This window comes from Paenibacillus sp. Aloe-11 (assembly GCF_000245715.1).
Classification (GTDB): Bacteria; Bacillota; Bacilli; order Paenibacillales; family Paenibacillaceae; genus Paenibacillus; species Paenibacillus kribbensis.
Map to the genome: position 1 here is coordinate 122290 of NZ_JH601051.1, position 24014 is coordinate 146303.

At 48.7% G+C, this 24014-nt stretch carries 22 protein-coding genes and 1 CRISPR repeat array; of the genes, 20 read left to right on the forward strand and 2 right to left on the reverse strand.

From position 1 onward, the window contains the following. Nucleotides 1-113: 113 nt before the first annotated feature. Both rsgA and WG8_RS10430 read left to right on the forward strand, forming a co-directional pair. Nucleotides 114-1211 carry a ribosome small subunit-dependent GTPase A gene (rsgA, locus tag WG8_RS10425; RefSeq protein ID WP_007430126.1) on the forward strand — a complete coding sequence of 366 codons (1098 nt, stop codon included), beginning with the start codon at nucleotides 114-116 and terminating at the stop codon, nucleotides 1209-1211. Between the two features lie 82 nt (nucleotides 1212-1293). After that, nucleotides 1294-1632, forward strand: coding sequence for a L,D-transpeptidase (locus WG8_RS10430; protein ID WP_007430127.1), 339 nt, complete (start codon nucleotides 1294-1296; stop codon nucleotides 1630-1632). A gap of 224 nt (nucleotides 1633-1856) precedes the next feature. On the opposite strand, the gene WG8_RS28280 is transcribed toward WG8_RS10430, so the two are convergent. Then, complete coding sequence (locus WG8_RS28280) at nucleotides 1857-2096, reverse strand: hypothetical protein (RefSeq protein WP_083837565.1); 240 nt, start codon at nucleotides 2094-2096, stop codon at nucleotides 1857-1859. A 392-nt stretch (nucleotides 2097-2488) separates the two neighbouring features. Here WG8_RS28280 and WG8_RS10435 point away from each other — a divergent pair, with 392 nt between their 5' ends. The 12 genes from WG8_RS10435 to WG8_RS10485 all read left to right on the forward strand — a co-directional run bounded on the left by WG8_RS10435 (nucleotide 2489) and on the right by WG8_RS10485 (nucleotide 16187). Continuing rightward, nucleotides 2489-2821, forward strand: coding sequence for a hypothetical protein (locus tag WG8_RS10435; protein ID WP_007430129.1), 333 nt, complete (start codon nucleotides 2489-2491; stop codon nucleotides 2819-2821). A 55-nt stretch (nucleotides 2822-2876) separates the two neighbouring features. Beyond that, a complete protein-coding gene (gene essC, locus WG8_RS10440; RefSeq protein WP_007430130.1) occupies nucleotides 2877-6872 on the forward strand; it encodes a type VII secretion protein EssC in 3996 nt (1331 codons plus the stop codon). A 16-nt stretch (nucleotides 6873-6888) separates the two neighbouring features. After that, entirely contained in the window at nucleotides 6889-7731 is an 843-nt protein-coding gene (locus WG8_RS10445) for a hypothetical protein (RefSeq protein WP_007430131.1), read from the forward strand. Nucleotides 7732-7736: 5 nt separating this feature from the next. After that, entirely contained in the window at nucleotides 7737-8273 is a 537-nt protein-coding gene (locus tag WG8_RS10450) for a WXG100 family type VII secretion target (RefSeq protein WP_007430132.1), read from the forward strand. 247 nt (nucleotides 8274-8520) lie between these two features. Continuing rightward, on the forward strand, nucleotides 8521-8796 hold the full coding sequence (locus tag WG8_RS10455) for a WXG100 family type VII secretion target (protein WP_007430133.1): 276 nt from the start codon (nucleotides 8521-8523) through the stop codon (nucleotides 8794-8796). 295 nt (nucleotides 8797-9091) lie between these two features. Beyond that, entirely contained in the window at nucleotides 9092-11143 is a 2052-nt protein-coding gene (locus WG8_RS10460) for a hypothetical protein (RefSeq protein ID WP_007430134.1), read from the forward strand. A 72-nt stretch (nucleotides 11144-11215) separates the two neighbouring features. Next, nucleotides 11216-11968 (forward strand): vWA domain-containing protein, encoded by a 753-nt coding sequence (locus WG8_RS10465; RefSeq protein ID WP_007430135.1) that lies wholly within the window; start codon nucleotides 11216-11218, stop codon nucleotides 11966-11968. Nucleotides 11969-11980: 12 nt separating this feature from the next. Then, nucleotides 11981-12817, forward strand: coding sequence for a hypothetical protein (locus WG8_RS10470; RefSeq protein ID WP_007430136.1), 837 nt, complete (start codon nucleotides 11981-11983; stop codon nucleotides 12815-12817). A gap of 446 nt (nucleotides 12818-13263) precedes the next feature. Continuing rightward, nucleotides 13264-14073 carry an SDR family oxidoreductase gene (locus tag WG8_RS10475; protein ID WP_007430137.1) on the forward strand — a complete coding sequence of 270 codons (810 nt, stop codon included), beginning with the start codon at nucleotides 13264-13266 and terminating at the stop codon, nucleotides 14071-14073. Between the two features lie 245 nt (nucleotides 14074-14318). Further along, a CRISPR array of direct repeats spans nucleotides 14319-14622; the repeat unit is 33 nt; unit sequence GTCGCACTCTGCATGAGTGAGTGGATTGAAATC. Between the two features lie 578 nt (nucleotides 14623-15200). Beyond that, nucleotides 15201-15362: a Spo0E family sporulation regulatory protein-aspartic acid phosphatase gene (locus WG8_RS26415; protein WP_083837567.1), complete on the forward strand. Its 162-nt coding sequence runs from the start codon at nucleotides 15201-15203 to the stop codon at nucleotides 15360-15362. 82 nt (nucleotides 15363-15444) lie between these two features. Then, nucleotides 15445-15639 carry a hypothetical protein gene (locus WG8_RS10480; RefSeq protein ID WP_007430139.1) on the forward strand — a complete coding sequence of 65 codons (195 nt, stop codon included), beginning with the start codon at nucleotides 15445-15447 and terminating at the stop codon, nucleotides 15637-15639. A gap of 173 nt (nucleotides 15640-15812) precedes the next feature. After that, a complete protein-coding gene (locus WG8_RS10485; protein ID WP_007430140.1) occupies nucleotides 15813-16187 on the forward strand; it encodes a DnaJ family domain-containing protein in 375 nt (124 codons plus the stop codon). 66 nt (nucleotides 16188-16253) lie between these two features. Here WG8_RS10485 and gluQRS read toward each other — a convergent pair whose 3' ends face one another. After that, nucleotides 16254-17249, reverse strand: coding sequence for a tRNA glutamyl-Q(34) synthetase GluQRS (gene gluQRS / locus WG8_RS10490; protein WP_043890952.1), 996 nt, complete (start codon nucleotides 17247-17249; stop codon nucleotides 16254-16256). Nucleotides 17250-17667: 418 nt separating this feature from the next. Between gluQRS and WG8_RS10495 the strand changes: the two genes are divergently transcribed. From WG8_RS10495 to WG8_RS10520, 6 genes are all read left to right on the forward strand, one after another. Next, nucleotides 17668-18354, forward strand: coding sequence for a Crp/Fnr family transcriptional regulator (locus WG8_RS10495; protein WP_007430143.1), 687 nt, complete (start codon nucleotides 17668-17670; stop codon nucleotides 18352-18354). A gap of 39 nt (nucleotides 18355-18393) precedes the next feature. Then, the gene (locus tag WG8_RS10500) at nucleotides 18394-19296 is read left to right on the forward strand and encodes a nucleoside hydrolase (protein ID WP_007430144.1); all 903 of its coding nucleotides are present in this window, start codon (nucleotides 18394-18396) and stop codon (nucleotides 19294-19296) included. Between the two features lie 114 nt (nucleotides 19297-19410). Further along, the gene (locus tag WG8_RS10505) at nucleotides 19411-20751 is read left to right on the forward strand and encodes an ABC transporter substrate-binding protein (RefSeq protein ID WP_007430145.1); all 1341 of its coding nucleotides are present in this window, start codon (nucleotides 19411-19413) and stop codon (nucleotides 20749-20751) included. Nucleotides 20752-20859: 108 nt separating this feature from the next. Beyond that, complete coding sequence (locus WG8_RS10510) at nucleotides 20860-21726, forward strand: carbohydrate ABC transporter permease (RefSeq protein WP_007430146.1); 867 nt, start codon at nucleotides 20860-20862, stop codon at nucleotides 21724-21726. A 13-nt stretch (nucleotides 21727-21739) separates the two neighbouring features. Then, nucleotides 21740-22579: a carbohydrate ABC transporter permease gene (locus WG8_RS10515; RefSeq protein ID WP_007430147.1), complete on the forward strand. Its 840-nt coding sequence runs from the start codon at nucleotides 21740-21742 to the stop codon at nucleotides 22577-22579. 451 nt (nucleotides 22580-23030) lie between these two features. Continuing rightward, a partial coding sequence (locus WG8_RS10520) for a helicase-related protein (RefSeq protein ID WP_007430148.1) occupies nucleotides 23031-24014 on the forward strand: 984 nt, incomplete at its 3' end.

Here is a 24014-nt window from a genome sequence, read left to right on the forward strand (position 1 = left end):
CCGCAGGGTTTCCCTGCGGATTTTTTGCGTTGTTTGCTTGCGGGAGGAAAAATGTACACATATCGATATCGAATAACACTGCATTCAAAAAGATGATTTTCAGGAGGAAAACAATGAGTATACATCAATACGGTTGGTCTGATGAGTGGAACAGTTATTGGGACCAATGGAAGCAAAGTTTTGAGGAACGTGCAGGACATTCACAGCTGCGGCCTGCCCGCTTGATCGCCGATTATGGGCAGAAAGTCAAGCTTATCACGATGGATGGGGAACGCTGGGGAGCAGCTTCTGGCAAGCTGCGACATATCATCGATGATCCCGCCGAGATGCCGGCTGTCGGGGATTGGGTGGCGATCAGCACACCGGATGGAGTGTCGGATGCTGTGATTCATGCCGTCCTGCCGCGCAAAAGCAGAATATCCCGACAGGCTGCGGGTTTTGAGACAAAGGAGCAGCTGATAGCGACCAATGTGGATACCCTTTTTCTCGTAAATGCGTTGAATCATGATTTTAATATGCGCAGACTGGAGCGGTATTTAATTATGGCTTGGAACAGTGGGGTAAACCCGGTGGTCGTATTGAGTAAGAGCGACCTTTGTCACGATGTTGAGGCACGGATCGCAGAAGCGGAGGGGGTAGCTCCCGGTGTGCCTGTCATCGTTATTTCTGCGCTGCAAAACGAAGGCAGAGAGCAGTTGGAGGCGTTTCTTCAACCCGGCTGTACCGTTGCTTTAACAGGTTCTTCCGGGAGCGGCAAATCAACGATTGTAAACTGGCTCTCCGAGACTGAAGTACAGTTGACACAGGATGTGAGAGAGGAGGATAGCCGGGGACGGCATACGACAACTCATCGACAGCTTTTTCCCATCGCCAAGCAAGCCGTTCTACTGGATACGCCCGGCATGCGCGAGCTTTATCTGTGGGATGATTCCACGGGTGTCGCTCATACCTTTGCTGATATTACCGACATAGCGCAGAAATGCCGATTTGCAGATTGCAAGCACAAGGGCGAAGCCGGATGTGCAGTGGAGGAAGCTGTACAGACGGGGAGACTGTCTGAATCCAGAGTGAACAATTATCGCAAAATGCAGCGAGAGCTGGAATATCAGGCGCGCAAGGAAGCGGACCGACGGAGAAAGGATAGCCGTACCGGCACAACCTCGGGCCGAAGGGATCAGCGAAGTGGCTGGCGACGGGATGTGGAGTGGTAAGCCGAGCTGAATTGAAGCAATTTTGGTAAAAATACAAGAAAATCTGAGTTGTGATCGGCATATGGTGTAAAGGGGTGAGTATATGCCGAACTACAATATCGTGGTGGATTTAACCGAACGTCGTTTATATTTGAAGGATGGCGATCAGATTGTAGCCAGTTATCCCGTTGGTATTGGTAAAGTGGCTACACAGACGCCGAGCGGACAATTTACGATCATTAACAAGCAGCCCAATCCCGGCGGTCCTTTCGGAGCGTTCTGGATGGGGCTGTCCAAGCCGCATTATGGGATTCACGGCACCAATGATCCTTCGTCCATTGGCCAGTTGGTGTCACATGGCTGCATCCGAATGCATAACGAGGATGTGCTTGAGCTTCAGGAGAAGGTAAGCATCGGCACACCAGTAACGATCCAGTCTTAACAATATACTTAGAAGTCTGGAGTCTGCCTTACATTCAGGCGGTGAAATCGCAAATCCCAGTATATGCTGAGTCTGTGAGCATGGTTTATACTAAACCGCAGCATCTTTAAGCTGTGTACGCTGACCCGTTACGATTTGGGCTGTATACGGACACGGGGCTTCAATCCGTTTGGAGCCCTCTTTGTCGTTCACAGCTCTGTGTTCAGACAAAAAAATAGTCCCTCTTAGTAGAGGGACAGTGCCAATGAATCATTTTCACTAACGCTATGCAGGATGGCTTCACAGCCGATTATCTCTATACTGATCAAGGAGTTGAGACATTTCTTAAGGGCACGTTTGCCGCTGGAGATTTTATTCTCCAAAGTATTACTTAGAAGTTTTAATGTTTTTTGTACGGGTTGTTTATTTTCTTGGTTAATGTATACGGGAATACGTTTGTTTTGAAATGTAATTAATGTTCTCACAAAAATCACCTCACCTGAGTTATTTCATGGCTTTATTGTAGAGCCCGTTTCTTAAAATTACCTTAAAAACACCTTATAAAAACATAAAGGTCTGAGAAATTTACAAACTGTTCACAATAATCTGGATAACAATCGAGTTTAGTTCTAACTAATTGACAAAATGACGCAGATGCGATTATTAAAAACGTTCAAATACATATTTATGATTCAATTGACTCTATTAATTCAGGAGAATGAGACTAAAGTCTTTAAATCATTTTGAGAGTGGGTATTTTGTAACAAATTGACAGTTTAATGGGCGAATGCTACAGTTACGATAGCCATCTTTCTATCGAAAATAGGCTTTTTGTGGGAACTTTATTGTATTGATCAAGGATCGGGAGGGATGACAGATGATCCTGACCGTGCTTTCAGGACGACAGGAAACAGAGTGGTTTGACATCGAGGTGGCCGATGAATATTCGGTGGAGCATTTGAAGCTGATGCTGGGTGTGCGTATTTTTGGAGAGCCTCCGGCAGAGGGGATGCAATATATTATGGAAGCAAAGTTTCCGGAGGGGCTTTGGTTCAGAGTGGAGGACGTCCAGCTGCTTACTGGGGCAGGTTTGCGGGAAGGCTGTACGGTGCGTATTCAGCGTGCCTTTTCGACAACCCAGGACGAAGCACCTGTATATGGACGGCGTTCGCTGTTTCAAAACGAAAAAAATGGGTCAATACACACATGAAATTATATGAAACCTTGGTAAAATGAAATAGTAAGCGAAAAGGGGGACTTTTGTCTTGAATGTATTATACCAGCGATCCCCGAGATTAAGGCCGGCCCTCCGCGAGGAGAAGCTGGAGATTTTACGGCCCCCGGCAGAGCCGAGCAAGCCGTCTTTTTCTATTATATCTATACTTATTCCGTTAATGATGACGTTGGTGACGATAGGCTTTTATGTATATATGAGCAAAACAGGCAAGATGGGCAATAGTAACTATTTGATGTTTCAGATGATTACTGTAGTCATGATGCTTACATCTTATACAATTCCTTTTTTCGTCTACTTAAGTAACAAGAAGGAATATAAGCGCAAGCTGGAGGAACGCGACCGGATGTACCGGGAACAGCTCCAGAAGCATCGCGAAGAGCTTGAGCTAAAGCGTGAGGAACAGATTCGTACATTGTATGAAATTCACGGTGATCCGCAAATATGCACCCAAATCGTCAAAAACCGTAACAGCTCCCTTTGGGAGCGCTCGCCGGAGGATGAGGATTTTTTACAGGTCCGTATTGGGACTGGACAAGTTCCCTTTCATATTAAATTGCAAATCCCGCGCCCGGACGGTTACGATCGTGACCCTCTGCTCGGGGCTGCGGATGAGCTGGAGGAAGAGTTTCGTCTGGTGGATGCGGCTTCCATTGCATTACCGTTGTTTCAATCCAAAGTGGTAGGACTGGTTGGTGAGCGAGAGCATACTCTTGCTGCCTTAAGAGTGATTCTGGCGCAGGTGGCTGTGCGTCACTCGCCGGATGAAGTGAAAATCGCATCCTTTTATGATGAGCGTGAGGAAAATGAATGGGCCTGGATGCGCTGGCTTCCGCATGTGTGGGATGATGACAGAACCCAGAGGATGATGTCAGATCGCAGCAGCAGCGCTCATCAGTTGGCTGATTTTCTGTTTGCCAGGCTGAACCGCCGTAAAAACAATCGCAGCGAACGTCATGGAAAAGGAATGGAAATCCCTTGCTATGTGATTGTTTTATCCGATAGCCAGCTGATTGAGGAAGAGCCTTTGCTTCCATTATTACTGGAAGACGGACGATCCATTGATTCATGCACGATTGTGCTGGCTTCTCGTAAGGAAGCATTGCCGATGCAGTGTCAGCTGATCGTGGAGGCTTCGAAGGAGCAGGGGGTATATGCCCGCAAATCGGAATCGGCGGAGGTTGAACAGCAGAGCTTTAAGCCGGATCGTTTGTCCAAAGAGGAAGCAGATGCATTGGCCCGGTATATGGCTCCTATTCGCTTGAAGCGTTCCTCGGCTTCAGATATTCCATCTGTACTGCCTCTCTTTGAGATGATGAGCGTAGCAGATGTGGAGGAACTGGACGTAACAGAACGGTGGCGGCGCAACCGCCATCCGGATACTTTACCTGTGCCGATGGGTGTGCGAGCAGGCGGCAAGAAGATCATGATCAATCTGCATGATAAAATAGAGCGCCAGGGACATGGTCCGCACGGCCTGATTGCGGGTACGACCGGTTCTGGGAAGAGTGAGGTTATTCAGTCTATTGTAGCCTCGCTTGCTGCCGAGTTTCACCCGCATGATCTTGCTTTTATGCTGATCGACTACAAGGGCGGCGGCATGTCCAACACATTCGTCAACTTGCCGCATGTTGTGGGCACGATTACGAATTTGGACAACAACTTGATTGAACGTGCCAAAATATCTCTCAAGGCAGAGCTGGTTCGAAGACAGAAAATATTGAACGATGCAGGCAATTTGCAGCATATTGATGAATATTACAGATTACTTCGGCAGCGGCACGAACAGCCGCTGCCTCATCTGGTTATTATTATTGATGAATTTGCACAGCTAAAACGGGATCAGCCTGAGTTTATGGATGAACTGATCAGTATTGCGGCGATTGGGCGGACCTTGGGTGTCCATTTGATTTTAGCAACCCAGAAGCCCGCCGGTGTTGTAGACGATAAAATCTGGAGCAACTCCAGATTTCGTATCTGTCTCCGGGTGCAGAGCGAAGGCGATAGCCGTGATATGTTGAAAATACCGAATGCGGCGTGGATTACCAAGCCGGGACGAGGATACTTCCAAGTCGGCAGCGATGAAGTGTTTGAGGAGATGCAGTTTGCCTGGAGCGGTGCGCCGTATATAGGCAACAGTGATATTTCTTCCGCCCTGCCTGTACATGAAGTGAGATTGAACGGGAAACGAGAAGCGCTGCTGACGGGCGGTGAACGCGCCAGTTCAGGCTTCAAAGGAGAAGAGGCTCCCAAGCAGCTTCAAATCTTCATTGATTATATTGCAAATGAGGCTGCTAAAGCAGGGATTGAGCGGCTTCAGGGACCATGGCTTCCGCCGCTGCCTGAATTGCTTGATTTAACTCATTTGCGTCCAAGCACGAAAACGGATAGTGCATCATCTCCTCTGGAGCTGCAGGCGCTCATCGGGCTGGTCGACGATCTGCCGAATCAGCGCCAGGAGCCGATTTATGCATCACTGGATCATGGCCATTGGGCGGTGTACGGCATGCCGGGCATGGGGAAAACGACATTTTTGCAGACTTTGCTGATGTCAATGGCTCAGCGCTTTGATGCGAACCGTTGGAACGGTTATATCATTGATATGGGTCGGACGATGCGCGATTTTGGGGAACTTCCGCAAATCGGTTCTGTGATGATGGCAGAGGAGGACGACCGGATCAAGCGGTTGTTCCGTTATCTGTTCAAGCTGGTTGCTGTACGCAAGGAAATGATTTCCGAAGCCGGCGTCAAAACGATAAGCTCGTATCGCCGTTCTGCGGTTGAGGATGTACCGCAAATTGTCGTAGCTATTGATGGCTATCTTAATTTCCGCAATGCTTATCCGGATGAAAATGAACTGCTGGAATCACTTTTGCGTGAAGGTGGCAGTTTAGGTATCACGTTCATCATCACAGCGAACCGGATTACGGATGTGTTTGAGAAATTCCGCAGCAACATTCCGAATGCTGTTTCTTTTGAATTATCCGATCCAAGTGATTATTATTACGCGGTGGGACGACCAGCGAAAACGCCGGGACCTTTAATTCCGGGCCGTGCTCTGGTTAAAGGGCATATTCCACCACTCGAGTTCCAGACGGCATTGCCTTCACCGGGAGGAGATGAGGCGGAACGTTCGGCACAGCTGCGCCGCAATATCGCGAGCATTGTGCAGGAATGGAAGGGAGCGCACGCTCCAGCCATTCTCCCGTTACCCGAGCGTATTCCGCTGGCGGAACTGCTGCAGCAGTGGGATCGGACAAGCGGGCCTTCCGATGCGCTCCCTTATGAGGTGCCTGTAGGTCTACAGAGTGACGATCTTGAGCCTTTCCTCCTGAATCTGAAAGAGGGTCCTAATTTTATCGTCGGCAGTCCTATGGAGGGCGGAAAAACTTCCTTTCTCATGAGCTGGATCCTATCGCTGGCTTATTACACCTCACCGGGGCAATTGGAAGTCTATACGCTTGATACCCGCTATGGGGGCGGTGGACTATCGCGGTTGCGGCATCTTCCTCATGTCAAGGCTGCGGCCGAAAGTGAGGAGGAAATTGGGCCTCTGGTACAGCAAGTGCATGATATTGTTCAACAGCGGAGCAAGGATGGAAATGATCCCGAGTTACTGCTGGTTATTGATGATGCAGACATGTTAAGCAAACAGCTGAACGATTTTATGATAAAGGATCAGCTCTCCGCCATTGTACGGTTGGGACGTGATCGCAATGTGCATGTTGTGTTATCGGGTGTGCCATCTGATTTTCCGACCTTTGGGGTAGACTGGTTCAATGATGTCAAGGCAAGTCAAAGTGGTATGCTTTTTGGAACACTGGATTCGAATGATTTATCGTTCTTTCGTATCCCCTATTCGGAAGCGAATGCCGCTGCTGGTGGCCTAAAAGTCCTGCCGCCTGGACAGGGATACTACGTACGGCGCAAATTTACCAGGATTAAAGCGGCAATTCCTTTCTCAGAGCAAGTGAGCTGTGAGGATTGGATAACGAAAATTCGTGACCGATGGCATGTTGTAGTTTGAAGGGAGGTGGCTCATAATGTTAACGTTTCAAGCTTCCAAGCAGAAGTTAATAACTCTCAAGTCGAAGGAACTGTTTTTTCTGGCAGGCGTGCTGGGTTCTGACAGACTGCTTGGGGTGGAAGATCCGTTTAAGGGCTATCTGGCGGAGGAATTGGCAGAAGAGTGGGAGAAGGTAAAAGCTGCTCTTTTGGAAAAGGGGTATCTAAAACGGGTAGACAAGGGCAAGGAATTGGCCATGCCCCCTACTGTTTTTTCAAGGGTTGCTATTGCCGGATTATCTAACCGGGCTTGCCGCATACGCTATGCACGGGAAGGCAAGCAGTTTGAAGGCTACCTTCATTGTACGAATGAGCGTGTCGTGGAGCTTGTGAAATCCGTTGATGAACCCGATGAGTACCGCCTGTATGATCTGGGTAATGTGGAAAAGGCTTGTGAAACATTGATTGATAAAATGGGCTGGGTAGATCGGCCCCTGCCTGAATCTCCAGCACTCATGTTTTCAAAGCAGGCATTTAATGAAATTTACAAGCAATCTGCAGGAGAGAGTGTGCCTCTAATCAGCAGTAAGCTAACCGAGGCTAGCGGCGATGCGGAAGGGGCTGCCAAACTGGCTCAGTCGCTAAGCTCACGAGTAGCCGAAGGAGAGCTGCAATTGCTGGTTTGGAACGGCAGGGAGTGGGAGTCACAACGGGCTGCTTTTGTCCTGTGTCCTGCAATGAGCTGGATATTTCGTATGAGCTCTAATGGTAATGGAGACTGGCTTATTGCAGCCATGACTTCGAGGAATCAGTTTGTGGATTTATTATTAAATTGGCTTAGACAGTCGGCAGTAACTGAAGAAGAGACAGAAGAAGGGTGATGGATATGCGCATTCGAGTTGAACCGGATGTGCTTCGGGGGCTTAGCGGGCAGCTACAGCATGCGGCGGAGCAAATTCAACAGTTAACAGCAGGTTTGGAGCAGGCGTTACAATCAGTGGATTGGGATGTATCTGCACGTGAGACGGTCTTGAATCATTGGATGCAGGCCAAGCGAATGTCGGAGCAGATTCATGCTTATCTCCATACATCAGGTGCACAACTGAACCGAAAGGCAGAGGAGTTTCAGGCTGTTGACCACGACTATCATACGATTCTGTCATTTGCCAGCCAACCATTGGGACGACCCGTCACAATGCTCGATTGGTCGAATCAGCAATCCCCGTCTATTTTGCCCGGGCAAACTTCGGAAGGAAGCGATCTGATTTCAAACCCGCAGTCTGTCGTACATGCCATTACCGGCATACCGTCTTCAGATGCAGGAACACTGAATCAGGATATTCTGGAGCAGGCAACCTCCAGCAGTCCGCAGGATTGGTATTTTACGGACCCGTCTGTAGCGAGAGATCAACCTGTCGCTTAGTAGAGCTAATTTCGTGATGATCCTGTTTGATTGCGAGGTTCATAGGAATGAATAGCATAATTCCTGGTTCATTGGGACTTATTAGGTGTTTTTTTGTCGGAATCCTACTGTTAGATGCTGTTTTATAGTTAAAAAGTGGGATTATTGCATTTAGGACCTTTGCCTTTTGTAGGGAATTAAATAATCATAGTACAATTTGAACCAGTTAAACAATAAACATTTTTTCATCAAGGAGGACTCCAAAAAAATGGCAGGACGCATTTTAATTACACCAGAACAGGTTGATCAGGTAGCCAACCAATTTAAACAAAGCGGTGAGCAAAGTCAGCAAATCGTTTCCAGTCTGACACAGTCCATCTCAGGTATGGAAGGTCAATGGGAAGGTATGACCAAGCAACGTTTCTTCCAAGAGTTTCAGGAAGCCAGTAAGCAAATGCAAGCTTTCGTAACGACTTTGAACAGCATCAGCCAAGAACTGACGGCTATCGCTAACAAATTCCGTACGGTTGACCAAGCCAAGTAAGCTGCCAGTAAGGCATTACTCTATAATTTACCACTCTATGAAGAAGCAATATGTGAACTATTCCTCACGGTTTAGTATAGGTGGTTCCATGTAGAAACGGTTTGGCTGTCCTTTACCAGGATGATATCCATTTCTGCGATAAATATAAGAACATAGGATAACGGAAAACGTGTACCTTCTTATATTTCAAGAAAACCGGGCGATCTCAGGACACCCGGTTTTCTTGCCATCCACGGATGTTTATAATAAAGTGAGGAAACTAGCATATTGAATGATGTAAGGAGAGGGATGTTTCATGTCTTTTCAACCGAATCCGGGAGACGAATTGATCATAAACGGTACAGCTTATGTGGTTGGACGACATCCGGCTGCACCCGGTTTGGCTTATGCTCAAGCGGGGCGCCAAGGCATTGTATATCAGTTGAATGCCAAAAGTGGAGCGCCACATGAGGCTAAAGCCCTTAAAGTGTTTTTTCCAAAGTTCCGTATCCCGGCTATGGTTTATCAATCTGAGCATATGGAAGCATACGGGAATATTCCCGGTTTGCAGGTGTGCAAGCGTGATGTGCTCACTCCAGAAAGAAACGGAAGTCTGATTGCCGAGCAGCCTGATTTGCTGTATGCGGTACTGATGCCATGGATTCATGGTACGACGTGGTTCGATTGTCTCACAGATCAGCGTCAGCTTGAGGCTTCCGATAGTCTGGCTTTAGCCAGAGCGCTGGCAGGGATCGGTTCGGCTATGGAGCAAAAAGGACTGGCACACTGTGATTTATCAGCGCCGAATGTCATGCTTCCGTTTTTTTCTGAAGTGGAACTGCCTGAAGGCACGTCAGCAGTAGAATTGGTGGACGTGGAGCAAATGTATAGCACCAAAATGGATCGGCCAGACGCTCTATTGGCAGGTTCACCGGGATATGCCGCCCACCGTACCGTTCACAGTGGGCTATGGAGCGCATACGCAGATCGTTTTGCAGGGGCCATTATTATTGGAGAAATGCTGAGCTGGTCTGACCGTGTAATTGTAGATAAAGCATGGGGCGAAAGCTATTTTGACCAGCACGAAATGCAGACACCTTGCGAGCGATATTTCATTTTGCGAAAGTCGCTGGAAACCCGGTGGGGGAGCAAGGTGGTAGAGTTGTTCAGCCGTGCCTGGGACAGTCAGGATTTAAGCAGTTGTCCGACTTTTGGTGAGTGGCTGGTTGTGCTTAATGCAATAACGGAACAGGATATTCCTGTTGAAACAGAGGCGACGGAACTGGAGGCAGCGGAAACAGCAGCATCAGTGGAAGCGGCAGCTACGGAAAGTTCTTCCGTTGAGGCAGTCTCCTCTTGGGTTGCACCGGCCGGAACTGAGCAGGCTGCAATGCTAAATCATGCTGCTGAGGAGCAGGGGGAGCGAGGGGTAACAGACAAACTGTTCCGACAGGCCCGTGAGCTTGAGCAGCAAAATAAACCTGCTGCAGCGCTGGAGGTATATCGTTCGTTATATCATTTTGTGGAAGATGGCAGCCCTTTGCATGTGGAGGTATCGGCTGCTATTACAGGACTGGAGGAGCAGCTAAATCCTAAGGCATCGGAGCAACCTGAAAAAACGCCAGCCTGGTATCGTTCGAAAACATTTATCGTGTCGACAGCGGCTGCGGTCGTTCTATTAGCGGCTGGAATTCCAGCGGTTAGCATTCTTGCGGATCAGTCCAATCAGCGACAAATTGAGGCAGCTAAACAGGAAGAAGCCGCGAAGGCGGCGCAAGCCAAACTGGTTGCCGAGCAGGAGGCCGCGTACAAGGCATTGTCTGAGAAGCAGCGGCAGGCAGCGGAAGAGAAGGCCAGACAGCAGGCCAAGCAACAGGCTCTTGCTGCCCAAAAACAGCAGGAAGAGCAGAAAAAACAGCAGGCTCTGATAGATCAGCAGGTCAAATATGAAGCATATCTTGCGCAAAAGGACAAGGATAAGCAGGCGGCTGTCAAGCTGGCCAAGCAAAAAGCGTATGATCAGCAGGCAAAGTATGAAAAGTATTTGGCTTGGAAAAAGGACCAGGAAGCCCGTGCAGCCCAGCAAGAGGCAGCGCGTAAAGCGGCAACTGAGGCGGAACAAAAGCAAAAAGCGTCGATGCAGGCGCGTAACAAGGAGAACGTTCTTCAGCTTATTACTCTGTATAACAAGGCCTACGCCTCCCAGGAGGGGGGAAGCGCGGCAAAGGCCAAAAGCTTTGCCAATAAGTTTAGAGCATTATATGATAGCAATCCATCCTATTATCGCTCGGTAGGCGAAGTGGGATATCGGGCTTCTTCTATCTATAACTTTTTAAGCGACACGAATTTTAGACTGCCTAAAATTTAATTTTTGAACTATTCATGCTGGATAGACTGATAGATAAAGATAAAAGGTAACTGAGGGGAGCATGTACAAACCATGAATTATACAATACAGGCATCACAACGTACCCCCGCCCTGATCATTTACCTGATTGACATCAGCGCGTCGATGAACATGCTGATGGAGGGGCGACGGCGAATTGACGTTGTGTATGAGGCTATATCGTTGGCGATCCGGCAGATGGTTTTCCGTTCAACCAAAGGAAATCGTCTGACTGCACGCTATCGGATTGCGATTTTGGCTTACAGTGACGACGTGTATGATTTGCTGAATGGTGTAAAAGGGATTGATGAAATCGCGGCCATTGGTTCGTTGCCCGATTTGACACCCAAACGGTTTTCAGATTCGGCAAAGGCTTTCTTGCAAGCTGAGCGTATTTTACAGGCAGAGCTGCCGGGGATGCAGGATTGCCCTGCTCCTCTGGTATGCCATATGACAGATGGGGTATCTACAGGCGATGATCCGGAGCCGATTGCCAAGCGCATTATGAGCATGAGCGTACCGGACGGCAATGTACTGGTAGAAAATATCTTTTTATCCGACAGACTGCTGGAGACGCCTATTCAGGACCCTCGTCGCTGGAAAGGCTTGACGCACAATACGCCGTTGCAGGATGAGCATGCTGTGAAATTGCGTAATATGTCTTCTGTACTCCCTGAAAGCTATCGGGAAATGCTGTTTGAGGCAGATTATCAGTTGGGTGAAGGAGCGATTATGATGTTGCCTGGAACCTGTGCGGAACTGGTGTCGATTGGTTTTCAAATGTCGGCCGCAACGCCTGTACGGTAAGGAGGTAAAAGCATGAATCCACTGCTGTCTCTGCTCCCCGCGAGCAAAAGAAAGGGAATGAATGCAAGGCTGGCTCAGCATTTTGCTTATATAAGCTCTCAGACGGGCGATCAGCCTTTATCATCTCATCATAGTCGTTTTCTGTGTCGTTATGGCTATGGAAGGTCTGCCGAGTCTGCCAGCATGGGAGAAAGCGGACAGGATTTTGCCGCAGTGCGCATTCATAAATCCGTCTGTTGCTTTGTCTTGTGTGATGGTGTCGGGCTCAGTTATCGAGGAGATTTTGCAGCCCGTTATCTGGGCTCTTCTTTACTGGATTGGCTGGAAGAGGGGCGGGATCTGTCTGCTGATCAATTGAGGATGCATCTCGAACGTTTGGCTAGTACAGCTACAGAGGAACTGGATCGGCAGCCTTTGGGTCATGAATCAGGCTTAATGCGTTCAGTATTAGAGGATAAACGTCGCCAGGGAAGCCAGTCCATGTATATTTGCGGTCGAATCGAACTGCCGAAGCGCGGTGCCCGTGGACATCTCAGACTTGCCTGGCAGGGAGATTCACGCCTGCGACTATGGAACGGTACGGAGGAAATCAGCGAGCTGTTTGATCATACCTTCTCTACAGCGGAGCGCTGGTCTACAAGCCGTGGACCGATCGGAGGCAAGCCTCATTGGTACGAAAGAAGTATACCCGCAGATATGGCGATGAGATTGCAGGTATATAGTGACGGTTTATCCGATTTGGACCCCATTCGCGAGCCTGTCCCTGATGAACAGATACAAGTATTGCTGGATGCCTCCCATACCGGGGGACTGGATGATGATGCTGCGTTTATTGAGTTGCAGTGGTAGGCGAAATAAAACGCGATCCCGCTTTTACTGAGAGGTGCGAATGTGAAGCTCACATAAAAACCCCGGGTCCTTCGCACCTCGTAATTTGTCGAAAAGGATTTGAATTGGTTGTCATTGATAAAAGTCAATCGTAGATTCAAGCTTTTTCGGCATCGTTTGTTTTGAAAACGTACCGAATAGATACCTCTTTTGGATCAATTGGGTACATTTTCGCTTCGCACTCTATATGAGTGCGTGAATTGAAATTAGGAAAAAGATAGAAACGATTGACCTATGATGCTTTCTACCTGTGAGGACTCTGTAATGCCTAAAGCCATTAGAGTCCTTTTTCTTTTTTCCTCGAGTAACTAAAAGAAATAGCAACAAAAGCGTAAAAACGGTGATTATAAAGTATGCCCTTTTGGGTAATCTTGTGATTATACAGGATACTGAAAGGAGCGATACATATGAGCTACACCCCTCCAGGAAGCGCGCGTTTTGAAGGCAAAACTGCTCTAATCACGGGGGCCGGTTCTGGAATTGGTAAAGCAACGGCCATTCAAATGGCGAGAGAAGGAGCGAATGTCGCCCTTTTTGACGTAAGTAATGAGCGGATTTTGGAGACGGAAAGAGAGATTAATGCGATACGAGAAGGCTCAGCCCGTGCGTTTGATGTGGACATTGCCGACCCGGTTCGTGTGGAAAAAGCAGTTCTGGAAGCAGTTGAACTGTTTGGCGGGCTGAACATCGTTTTTGCCAATGCAGGAATTAACGGGGTACTTGGACCGATTGAGGATTTGAGCATTGAGGATTGGCGGCAAACGTTGTCTATAAATCTCGATGGTACTTTCCTGACGGTGAAGTATGCGGTACCTCATTTGAAAAAAAACGGAGGCGGCAGCATTATCATTACCAGCTCCATTAATGGAAATCAGCGTTTTACCAGCTTTGGGATGTCCGCGTACAGCACTTCGAAGGCAGGTCAAACCGGGTTTGCTAAAATGGCTGCGTTGGAGCTGGCCAAATTCCGTATTCGCGTCAATGTCATTTATCCTGGTGCCATTTCGACCAATATTGATGAAACAACGGAGAAATCCGAAAGGTTAAAGCAGATTACTATTCCCGTTCATTTTCCCGAAGGAGGGCAGCCGTTGGCGAATGGACCTGGCCAACCTGAGCAGGTAGCTGATTTGGTAACATTTCTGGCCTCTGATCATTCGCGCCACATTACGGGTGCACAAATTGTGATCGATGGAGCAGAATCCTTATTGTTTTAGAGTTAAAAGCATTCTCTATGATGGAAAAATGATTTATGGTATTCTAATTGTAACATTTTGGTTAAGGTGCGAATGTGAAGCTCACATAAAAACCCCGGGTCCTTCGCACCTCGAAATTTGTCGAAGAGGATTAAAATCTGATTTCATCTATAAAAGTCAAAAGTAGATTCAAGCTTTTTTTGGCATCGTTTTTTTGAAAATGTACCGAATTGATATCTTATCTGGATCATTCCGGTACATCTTTGGTCGCACTCTGCATGAGTGAGTGGATTGAAATCGGTGTGGGCCAGTGAAGGGGAGTGGAAAGGCATATCGTCGCACTCTGCATGAGTGAGTGGATTGAAATCTTGTACAGAACGTATGTTTGCTATATAATTTCTACGTCGCACTCTGTATGAGTGCGTGGATTGAAATCTGTGATGGTAGTAATCCCTAAAGTAAAGGCCAAAGTCGCACTCTGTATGAGTGTGTGGATTGAAATCCTAAAGGGGGATAAGATGCAGGTGATGCAACTATGTCGCACTCTGCATGAGTGCGTGGATTGAAATGGATTGCACGACGGTGCTTCCGTATGTGTTGTTAATAGTCGCACTCTATACAAGTACGTGGATTGAAATTTCCAAGTACGCGGGTGAATCTCGACTATTTTGTGTTGCACTCTATGTGATTGTGTGTCCTCTTATTTGTAAGATATGCAAATTTTTTATTTCAAATAATGCAGACATAATATATTGACAGATGGTCAATTTTGGCGAGAAATAAAGTGTTAATTTTGGAATTATGGAATTTTATGTTAATAGTGGTTGTAGCTTGAAGCATACACCTACGATTACAAAAGCACTCTTTTTGTCATATAATCTAAATGCGAAAAATGAAACACAAGAACGAAGTAGGCGGAATGGTGCTGGTCAAGTGAGACGGTGGCGATGGGAAGCACTATCCGACTGCGTAGTGGCACAAAAAGTAACTATTAAGTTCAGCTTGCAGGAGACTGTAGCATTTTAACTAAACATAAATCGCCAAAAAGTGCCTCTGGATCACTCCAGAAGCGCTTTTTTGTTGAGCGTATTTTAAAGAAATCCAAAAATTTACGTTTTACATTAGGATATGACACAGATGGAGGAACCATGCTGATGAATCCAGGTGTGACTTTACTTCGTGTCGAACGGACCAGACAAAGACTGTACCAAGTCCAGAAAAAGTACGGTTTTTTTACGTATCCCAAAGTGATCGAACAATCCCGGAAACTGGATGATTTATTGAATCATGCAAATCAAAAACTTAGCTAATGAATGCATTACGTGCTATAAAAGGAAGAATGCGATTCCCGATCCTATCCTTTGAACAAAATCTTAATTGGAGGTAACATTGTTGAAAAAACGCAATGCGGTAACCCCTTATGGCTGGAAAATCAAACAAAAGCTAGTCGAGAAGCAGATGGATCAGGGAACATTTTGTGACACTTACCATATTCCTCCCAGCCGCTTGTCCAATCTCATTCACGGAACACGTAAGGCTAAAAAATATAGAAAGCTAGTATCTGAATTGCTTGGGCTTGAAGAATAATCGCTCTTTCTCCCCCCAATCTATACGGGACACCCTAATGATCGTATGGTACAGTGGCAAAAGAATCTGTTTTATTATTAAATAGGGTTGTACATATAGGCTGTTAGCCATACTAAATATGCAGTAGAGCAGAACGAATGCTATAAATGCAGATACAGGAGTGGATAGGATCTATGGGAATGTTCTCCAGAATGGCCGACCAGAAGATTGCGGAGGCGATGGCGAAAGGCGAGTTTGATCATTTACCCGGAGCAGGCAAGCCGCTGGTCATCGAGGATTTATCACATGTTCCAGAGGATCTGCGTATGTCGTACAAGCTGCTGAAAAATGCGGGCATTTTACCAGAGGAGCTTCAGCTACAGCAGGAATGTGTCCAGCTGCGTGATTTGCTTCATGCTTGTCATGAGGCAGGAGAGCAACAGCGGATCAGTCGCAGGCTGACTGAAAAGTCACTTCGTCTCCGCATGCTGCTGGAAGAAAGAGGACTGAATACTTCGTCTGTATTTTATGAATATGAATCGGCTGTGCGTAAGCGGTTAGAGGAATAGAAGCGACAGGGGCAAAGGGCGGAATGCCCTTGTCCGTATGCTTGAGTACTATCGTCGATAACAGCGTTAACGCTGCAAAGCTGACAGTCTCCTGAGGAACTGTTCTGTCAGGATGACTGGCTCTTTGGGCAGCTTATCGAGATGAAAACCCTGGACCAAATCCACAGCCTTCACAGGCTCGGGAGAATCCAGCAACCCGGAAAAATAGGCGAGCCAGCCAATGACCGCTTCCGGTGTAATTCCCTGCCGACGCATGGCCCGGAGTGCTACGCCGCCGTGCCGTTTGGCGAGTCTTCGTCCGTCAGGTCCCAGGACGAGGGGAACGTGTGCGAAGCGTGGCGGCTGCAAGCCCAAAGCTTGGTATAGCAATAGCTGGCGGGGGGTGGAATCGAGCAGATCGTACCCGCGTAGCACGTCGGTGATATGCATGTTGGCATCGTCGACAACGACGGCCAGCTGATAGGAGAACATGCCGTCTGCCCGTTTAACGATAAAATCACCTCCATCCCTGGCGCCGAAGACCGCATGACCTGCTACCTGATCATGAAATGAAATCACTGCATCCGAATGTTGCGGTACTTTAAAGCGAAGTGAAGGGAGCTTATATTGTGATTTGGCCTCTGCTTCCTGAGGGCTAAGGCTGCGACATGTTCCCGTATATGCAGGTCCTTCACCAGACAGCCCGTGCGGTGCACTGGCGGCAGCAAAAATGTCCGCCCGGCTGCAAAAACAAGGGTACAGCAAATCCTGCCCCTGTAGTTTCTCCAATGCAGCCTGGAAGCGTTCCAGTCGCTCGCTTTGGGTGTAGGGACCGTAGGGACCGCCTATGTCCGGTCCTTCGTCCCATTCCAGCCCGATCCAGCGCAAATCTTCCATAATTCCTTGGGCCAATGGGCTGCGAGCTCGCGTCATATCAATGTCCTCGATACGTAAAATATAGGTTCCGCCCAGGGAACGAACGTGCAGCCATGATAACAACGCGGTGCGGGCGTTTCCCAAGTGTATCCATCCCGATGGTGTTGGAGCAAATCTCCCTCTGATGGGTTGGTCCTGTAATTCCATACGAAAGTTACCTCGTTTCTATATCCCGTTCTTCACAATCCATATAATACTATTATAAAACGATCCTGCCGCGAGTGCATCTCGACATAGATCGTTTCCATGTATTCAATGTATGTTTGGTGGGACCATCAACTCGCCACTTCCAGGTACTGTACCCTTATTCGCAAACAAAGAACTGCCGCTAGAATCTGTTGTTTTACAAACTTTAACGTCTGCATAACATGTTCCTCAACGTCCTCCTCCATACTTAGTAGTGCAAATCAAGAGAGCGGGGGGCTTAAAAGCATGCTGCAACTTTACACATTACTGTCGGGTACCCGACAGAATCATATTGTTTTTTCTTTTATACTGGGCTTGGGTTCGTCGGTGAAAGCAGCCAGGCTACGCTTGGTGCACAGAAGTGGAGGCGGATGCGGCAATGCTTGATTTAGCGGCAAAGACTGTATCTTCCGGGCCGAAAGCGCCGAAGCGCTCCATCGATTCCGTGTATGCCCTGCACCGCAAATACGGAACCTTGCGTAGGTTCCCGAAAGGCTCGTTTGTCTTTACCAAAGGAAGCGTTCCTGTCGGCTCCTATTTCATCGAAAACGGACTGCTCAAGGTATGCCAATTTACCGAGGAAGGACGGGATGTAACCTTTTTCATCCGAAAAACCGGGGACGCCTTCGGGCTTGCGGAAATTGTCTTGGGGCAAAATCATCCCTGCTACGCACAGTGTCTGCACGACAGCCAGATTTGGGTGCTTGACGCGGCTATCATTCAGGAAAAAATCCATTCAGACCATGAGGTCATGAGCGACATCCTGTATACGATGACCGATCGGCTCATTCATCATCAAAGTACGGTTGAACTGCTGATTTCCAAGCCTGTGCCGTGGAGGCTCGCCTGGCTTCTTCAGCAATTGGGCACGCCTGTTGGCGATAGCGACTCCAGAATTGACCTGGTACTGAACCATGAGGAAATATCCAACATGATCGGATGCAGCCGGCAGACGGTCTCAGAATTGCTGAGCAAATGGAAGGCCCAGGGCATCATCAGCTATGACCGGAAGCATATTGTGCTTCACAATGTACAAGCGATATTCGGCGCCAGCGGCATGAATTGACCTTTTACAGGCATCAAACAGAGAAAGTAGTGGAATCCATTGTCGAGAATTATTTTGGATACGGATATCGGAACCAACGCGGACGATGCGGTGGCGCTCGCCCTCGCTCTTAAATCTACGGAAATCCGTATTGAAGGCATCACCACCGTCTACGGAAAAGTCCGGACCCGCGCGCAAATTGCGCAAAAAGTGCTGGATCTGTGCGGAGCCGGGCATATCCCGGTATGTCCCGGGATCGAATTACCGCTTCTGCGCAACCGTCCGCTACTCAGAGCGGGAATCGAGGGAAAAGGCTTGCATCTGGAAGAAGGCGGAAGCAAGTTTGACAGGCATGCGGTCGATTTTATCATGCAATCCGTAATGGAGCATCCTGGAGAAATTACACTTGTCATGATCGGTCCGCATACGAACGTTGCGGCGGCCATGATCCGGGAGCCCCGTATTGCCGAGTGTGTGAAACAGATTGTCATGATGGGCGGCGTTACCAGTCTTGCTCCTAACGGCAGCGATTTGTCACCTGTCGAGCATAATATCCAATGCGATCCGGAGGCGGCAGCGATTGTTTTTTCAAGCGGAGCGCCCATCCTAATGCTTGGTCTGGACGTGACCCGGCAAGCTGTATTTTCCAGGGAAGAAGCTGACCACATGGGGGCCAGCGGAACTCCGCTTGCGGGAACCCTTGTACGGATGATGCATGACTTTATGGACTACATGCAGCGAGATTTTTCGTATATGTGCGACCCGCTCGCCATCGCCGTGCTCATCGACCCTACATTGATCCGCACCAAACGGATGGACATCCGGGTCCAGTATGAACGCGGAGAATTTTCCGGACAAACGATCGCTGAGGCATGCGCAGACGGGAATGTGGAAACAGCGCTTGAGGTTGATACTGCCCGTTTTTTTGAACTGCTGAACCACAGATTGTTTTTTACGGGATAAAGCCCTGTTTTAAAAAAGCATACTCTTTAAACCATAAATCGTTAAGTCATAAATCGTTAAACCATAAATCGTTAAACCATAAACCGTTAAATCATAAATCGAGGTGGAACGTACATGATTTCCAAACAACCGGCAAAACGCTTTGCCGCCTGGTGTGCGCCTATGCTGGCGGCAGCCGTCCTTTTTACAGGCTGTTCGCAGGGAGCGGGCACATCTGCAGATTCTTCAAGCTCGAACGGGCAAGGCTCTTCCACTTCTTCAACAGCAACGGAGATTTCGTTTGAGGCCTACTCCAATTACGAGAAGCCGCTCACGAAGGTGGTCGAAGCTTTTGAACAGCAAAATCCGAACATCAAAGTCAAAATGAATCTCGTTCCGATTGACCAATTGACAGAAACGATCGAAATCAAGCTCAGCTCCAAAGCCAAGGATTTGGACGTGCTGTTTGTCGATACCCCACTGGTCATGAACTATTCCGTGAAAGGCTATCTGGAGCCGCTGGATTCTCTGATCCCAGCCGACGCCAAGGCCAAATGGACGAAATCCGCAGTGGAGACGGTGTCGTACAAAGGCGAGCTCATGGCTGCGCCTATGAACAGCTCCAGCCAGGTGCTTTACTACAATAAAGATATTTTTAAAAAGAAAGGCATTCCTTTCCCGGACGCTGACAAGCGTATGACGTGGGAGGAAGTCCGGGATTTGGCGAAACAGCTGACTTCGGATAACGTATACGGTTTTTCCTTCGAGCAGGTGGACAAAGCGTACCAGCTTTTGGCCCTGTCGGATAGCCTGAGCGCCAAAATGCTCAGCGACGACGGACTGGTGTCCAGCGGCTATTCGAATTCGCCGGAGGCCGTCAAGGCCTTCCAATTTTACGCGGACCTGTTCAACAAGGACAAAGTCAGCCCGAAAATCAAAAAAGAAGAATCCATCGACTATTTTACATCCGGCAAAGTGGCGATGTTCGTGTCCACCAACCAGAACATGCCGAAGATCAGGGATTCCGGCTTGAACTTTGGCGTCACGCTGCATCCGTATTTCGCAGGTCAGAAAGTAGCCACGCCAACCGGGGCATGGAACGTGGGTATCTCCAAATATTCCGAGCACAAAGAGGCATCCGCCAAGTTCATTAAATTTCTGACGCTGGGCGAAGGAGCAAAAATCCTGTTTAAAGAAGGAGGGACGCTGCCTCCACAGATCGATCTGCTCAATTCCATCGACACCGATCCGAAATATGAGCAGTTCCCTGACAATGTCATCCGCATTGCTGCCAAGGAATCGCGCGAAACTGCCGTTCCCCGTCCCAAAACGCCCGGTTACCTGGAATGGGAAAAGAATATGAACAAAGCATTTGAAGATATGAAAAACGGTGCCGATCCGCAAAAAGCGCTGGATGATGCCGTCCACGTCATAGATAACCTATTGAAAAAATATAAGGGTGTAGCAGCAAATTGAACGCATTCGGGGGAACGAAGGGCTGAGCACGGTTCCCCCTTTTTCCTTCAAGAGGATGCCAGCGGTCCTTCCTGACCCTGAATCCGAATTGCTGCAAAAGGTGAATGTATGAAACTGAAAAATAATATTGGCTCTATCCTGCTCTTTCTGCTACCTACCCTTGCCGGGCTGTTTCTGTTTAAGCTGTATCCCATCTTCAGCGCTGTAGTGCAAAGTGTATACACGACACAATTTTTTACAGGCGAAAAAAGCTTCGTCGGATTACAGAACTACCAATCCTTGTTCGCGGACCCCGTGTTCTGGAATTCGCTGAAGGTGACGCTGGTGTTCAATCTGATCATTAACCCGCTGCAAATTGTGCTGGCCTTCGCGCTGGCGATGCTGTTAAATACGAAAATCAAGCGGATTGCTTTCTTTCGCGGTATTCATTTCGTACCTGTCGCCGTATCCGTCCCGACCGCCTGCGTCTTATGGAACATTATGCTCAGCCCCGAGCAGGGTGTGGTAAATTCGATCCTGGTTGCGCTGGGACTGGACCCGCAGCCGTTTTTGGGCAGCAGCCTCCAGGCGCTCGGCTCCATTATCGCGATTGCGTCATGGAAGGGTGTCGGCTATTGGGCGCTGTTCCTGCTGGCCGGTCTCCAGGAGATTCCCGGTTCACTGCTTGAAGCCTCCTCCCTGGATGGAGCGAGCCGTTGGAAGCAATTTGTCCATGTGATCCTTCCGCTTATGAAACGCCCGCTCACCTTTATCGTCGTGGCCGTGACGACGGCAAATTTCCTGCTATTTTCACCGATGTACATTTTGACCAAAGGCGGGCCTGAAAACAGTACGAATGTGCTGATGCTTGAAAGCTTCAATAACGCTTTTCTATATTCCGATATGGGCAGATCGTACGCGATTATGGTCATTTTGCTGCTGATTACGCTAACTGTTGTCGCCCTGCAGTTCAAGTGGCTGCGGACCTCCCATTAGAAAGGATTTCAACGTGAACCGATTTACCCGTTCTCATCTGCTGTTGTATGCCGTACATATCGTTCTGGCGCTGCTGGTGCTGCTGCCGCTGGCGTTTGCCTTCGTTTCGTCGTTCCGTCCGCTGGAGGACATTTATAAATATATGTCGCCGGTCACCTGGAAAACGTTTTGGCCGTCCAATTTTACCTGGGGAGCTTATCAAATGCTGTTTACGGAGCGAGGGTTCGGACAAATTTTTCTGAACACGTTTTTTGTCGGAGCAGCCAACGTGATTGGCGGGCTTTTGCTTGGCTCCATGGCCGCGTTCGCATTCGTATATTTTGAGTTTCGCGGAAAAACACTGTTGTTTCTGCTGGTGCTGCTCACCTTCATGATTCCGTTCGAGGTCATCTCCATCCCGTTGTACAGCCTTGTCAACAGCCTGGGCTGGGTGGACACCTATGCGGGCATCATCATTCCTGGCATTGCCAACGGACTGGTCATCTTTCTGTTCCGTCAGTTTTTTCTCGAACTGCCGACGTCCCTGGTCGAATCTGCCCGCATGGACGGGGCCTCCTGGCTGCGGGTATACACTCGAATCGTCATGCCGCTCTGCAAGCCCGTTACCGTCAGCGCCAGCCTGCTTATTTTTATTCAGCAGTGGGAATCGTTCCTGTGGCCGCTCATCGTGACACGCTCGAAGGAGTATAAAGTGATTCAGGTCGCGCTGAGCGACTTCGTTACCGAATACGCCACCTACTGGAACGAAATGTTCGCGGCCGTCATTTTGTCCATCCTCATCCCCGTTGTGCTGCTGCTTCCACTGCAGCGCTATTATGTGCAGGGGATTGCCAATACGGGATCGAAGGAGTAGGACGCTCCGAGAACGAACCATTTCTCCAATCGCTGTTGCCCCGAATTTCAAACTATTTTTTTTAGCGGTAGAAATTCGGGGATAAAGGCGAACCCAACGTAACTTACATAAATTATGAGGATGAAAAATGCTAAACTGAATGAAAGCCTCGGTATCCAGGCTAATGATTGAGCATGGACTACACATCATAAGTGAATTGCCCAATGTATCAAGCATCTGTATACTATTTTCAATAGAGATATTCCGACTCTGACCATTTTGGGAACTTTTCTCGGAGGGGATCGTGTGAAGCGAAGTTGGGAGCTGGACGAGTGCCATTCATACATAGCTAAGCAGATCGAAACCCCAGCGTAACTGTACGCGAGGAACAACTTTTCCAATCTACATTTGACACAATAATAAAAAGCTAAAGCTTAGATTCACGCATCTGCGTATCATTGGAGAGATTTCATTGACAGATAAACAACTGCCTATCATTCAAGTTATACCCGAGCTTAAAAATGCGCTGCGATCCCATTCGGCTGCCGTATTGATTGCGCAGCCGGGCGCGGGCAAGACGACGGTTACGCCGCTTGAACTGCTGCACGAGCCGTGGCTGGCGGGTCAAAAAATGCTGATGCTGGAGCCAAGGCGCTTGGCGGCACGTGCAGCGGCCGCGCAAATGGCGAAAGTGCTGGGAGAACAAACGGGGCAGACGGTGGGCTATCGGGTTCGCATGGATACAAAAATAGGACCGAATACACGGATTGAAGTAGTTACTGAGGGCGTGCTGACACGGATGCTGCAAAATGATCAGGCGTTAGAGGGGACTGGACTGATTATTTTTGATGAGTTTCATGAACGCAGTCTGCATGCAGATTTAGGGCTGGCGCTTGCTCTACAAAGTCAGGCACTGCTGCGGCCGGATTTGAAAATATTGATCATGTCTGCCACGCTGGAGGCTGAGCCGGTCTGCCGTCTACTGGGGGATGCTCCACTGCTGGAATGTCCGGGCACCGTATTTCCTGTAGAAACCTTTCATATGCCCAAGCCTTCATCGGCCACATTAGAAGCTTTTACAGCAGAGACCGTAGAAAAGGCGCTTCATGCCCATGAAGGAGATCTGTTGGTCTTCCTGCCCGGGGCGAGGGAAATTCATCGCACGGAGCGTGAACTGACTTCAAGAAATTTGTCTCCACATGTCAAGGTTATTCCGCTGTACGGAAGTATGAAGCTGGAGCAGCAGGATGAGGCGATACGCCCTTCGGCTTCGGGCAGCCGAAAAGTCGTATTAGCCACCTCGATTGCCGAGTCCAGCCTGACCATAGCGGGGATTACGGTGGTGATCGACAGCGGACTGTCGCGGGAATCGGTGTTTTCCGCGCGAACCGGCATGAGCCGTTTGACCACCGTCAAGGTGTCCAAAGCCTCGGCCGACCAGCGCCGCGGCCGGGCG

Excerpts from the sequence above, each read along its gene's own strand:
- WG8_RS10445 (WP_007430131.1), top strand. The coding sequence starts at position 6,889 with ATGTTAACGTTTCAAGCTTCCAAGCAGAAGTTAATAACTCTCAAGTCG.
- WG8_RS10460 (WP_007430134.1), top strand. The coding sequence starts at position 9,092 with ATGTCTTTTCAACCGAATCCGGGAGACGAATTGATCATAAACGGTACA.
- WG8_RS10455 (WP_007430133.1), top strand. The coding sequence starts at position 8,521 with ATGGCAGGACGCATTTTAATTACACCAGAACAGGTTGATCAGGTAGCC.
- WG8_RS10430 (WP_007430127.1), top strand. The coding sequence starts at position 1,294 with ATGCCGAACTACAATATCGTGGTGGATTTAACCGAACGTCGTTTATAT.
- WG8_RS10450 (WP_007430132.1), top strand. The coding sequence starts at position 7,737 with ATGCGCATTCGAGTTGAACCGGATGTGCTTCGGGGGCTTAGCGGGCAG.
- WG8_RS10470 (WP_007430136.1), top strand. The coding sequence starts at position 11,981 with ATGAATCCACTGCTGTCTCTGCTCCCCGCGAGCAAAAGAAAGGGAATG.
- WG8_RS10505 (WP_007430145.1), top strand. The coding sequence starts at position 19,411 with ATGATTTCCAAACAACCGGCAAAACGCTTTGCCGCCTGGTGTGCGCCT.
- WG8_RS10435 (WP_007430129.1), top strand. The coding sequence starts at position 2,489 with ATGATCCTGACCGTGCTTTCAGGACGACAGGAAACAGAGTGGTTTGAC.
- gluQRS (WP_043890952.1), bottom strand. The coding sequence starts at position 17,249 with ATGGAATTACAGGACCAACCCATCAGAGGGAGATTTGCTCCAACACCA.
- WG8_RS10475 (WP_007430137.1), top strand. The coding sequence starts at position 13,264 with ATGAGCTACACCCCTCCAGGAAGCGCGCGTTTTGAAGGCAAAACTGCT.
- WG8_RS10485 (WP_007430140.1), top strand. The coding sequence starts at position 15,813 with ATGGGAATGTTCTCCAGAATGGCCGACCAGAAGATTGCGGAGGCGATG.
- WG8_RS10495 (WP_007430143.1), top strand. The coding sequence starts at position 17,668 with ATGCTTGATTTAGCGGCAAAGACTGTATCTTCCGGGCCGAAAGCGCCG.
- WG8_RS26415 (WP_083837567.1), top strand. The coding sequence starts at position 15,201 with ATGCTGATGAATCCAGGTGTGACTTTACTTCGTGTCGAACGGACCAGA.
- WG8_RS10465 (WP_007430135.1), top strand. The coding sequence starts at position 11,216 with ATGAATTATACAATACAGGCATCACAACGTACCCCCGCCCTGATCATT.
- rsgA (WP_007430126.1), top strand. The coding sequence starts at position 114 with ATGAGTATACATCAATACGGTTGGTCTGATGAGTGGAACAGTTATTGG.
- WG8_RS10510 (WP_007430146.1), top strand. The coding sequence starts at position 20,860 with ATGAAACTGAAAAATAATATTGGCTCTATCCTGCTCTTTCTGCTACCT.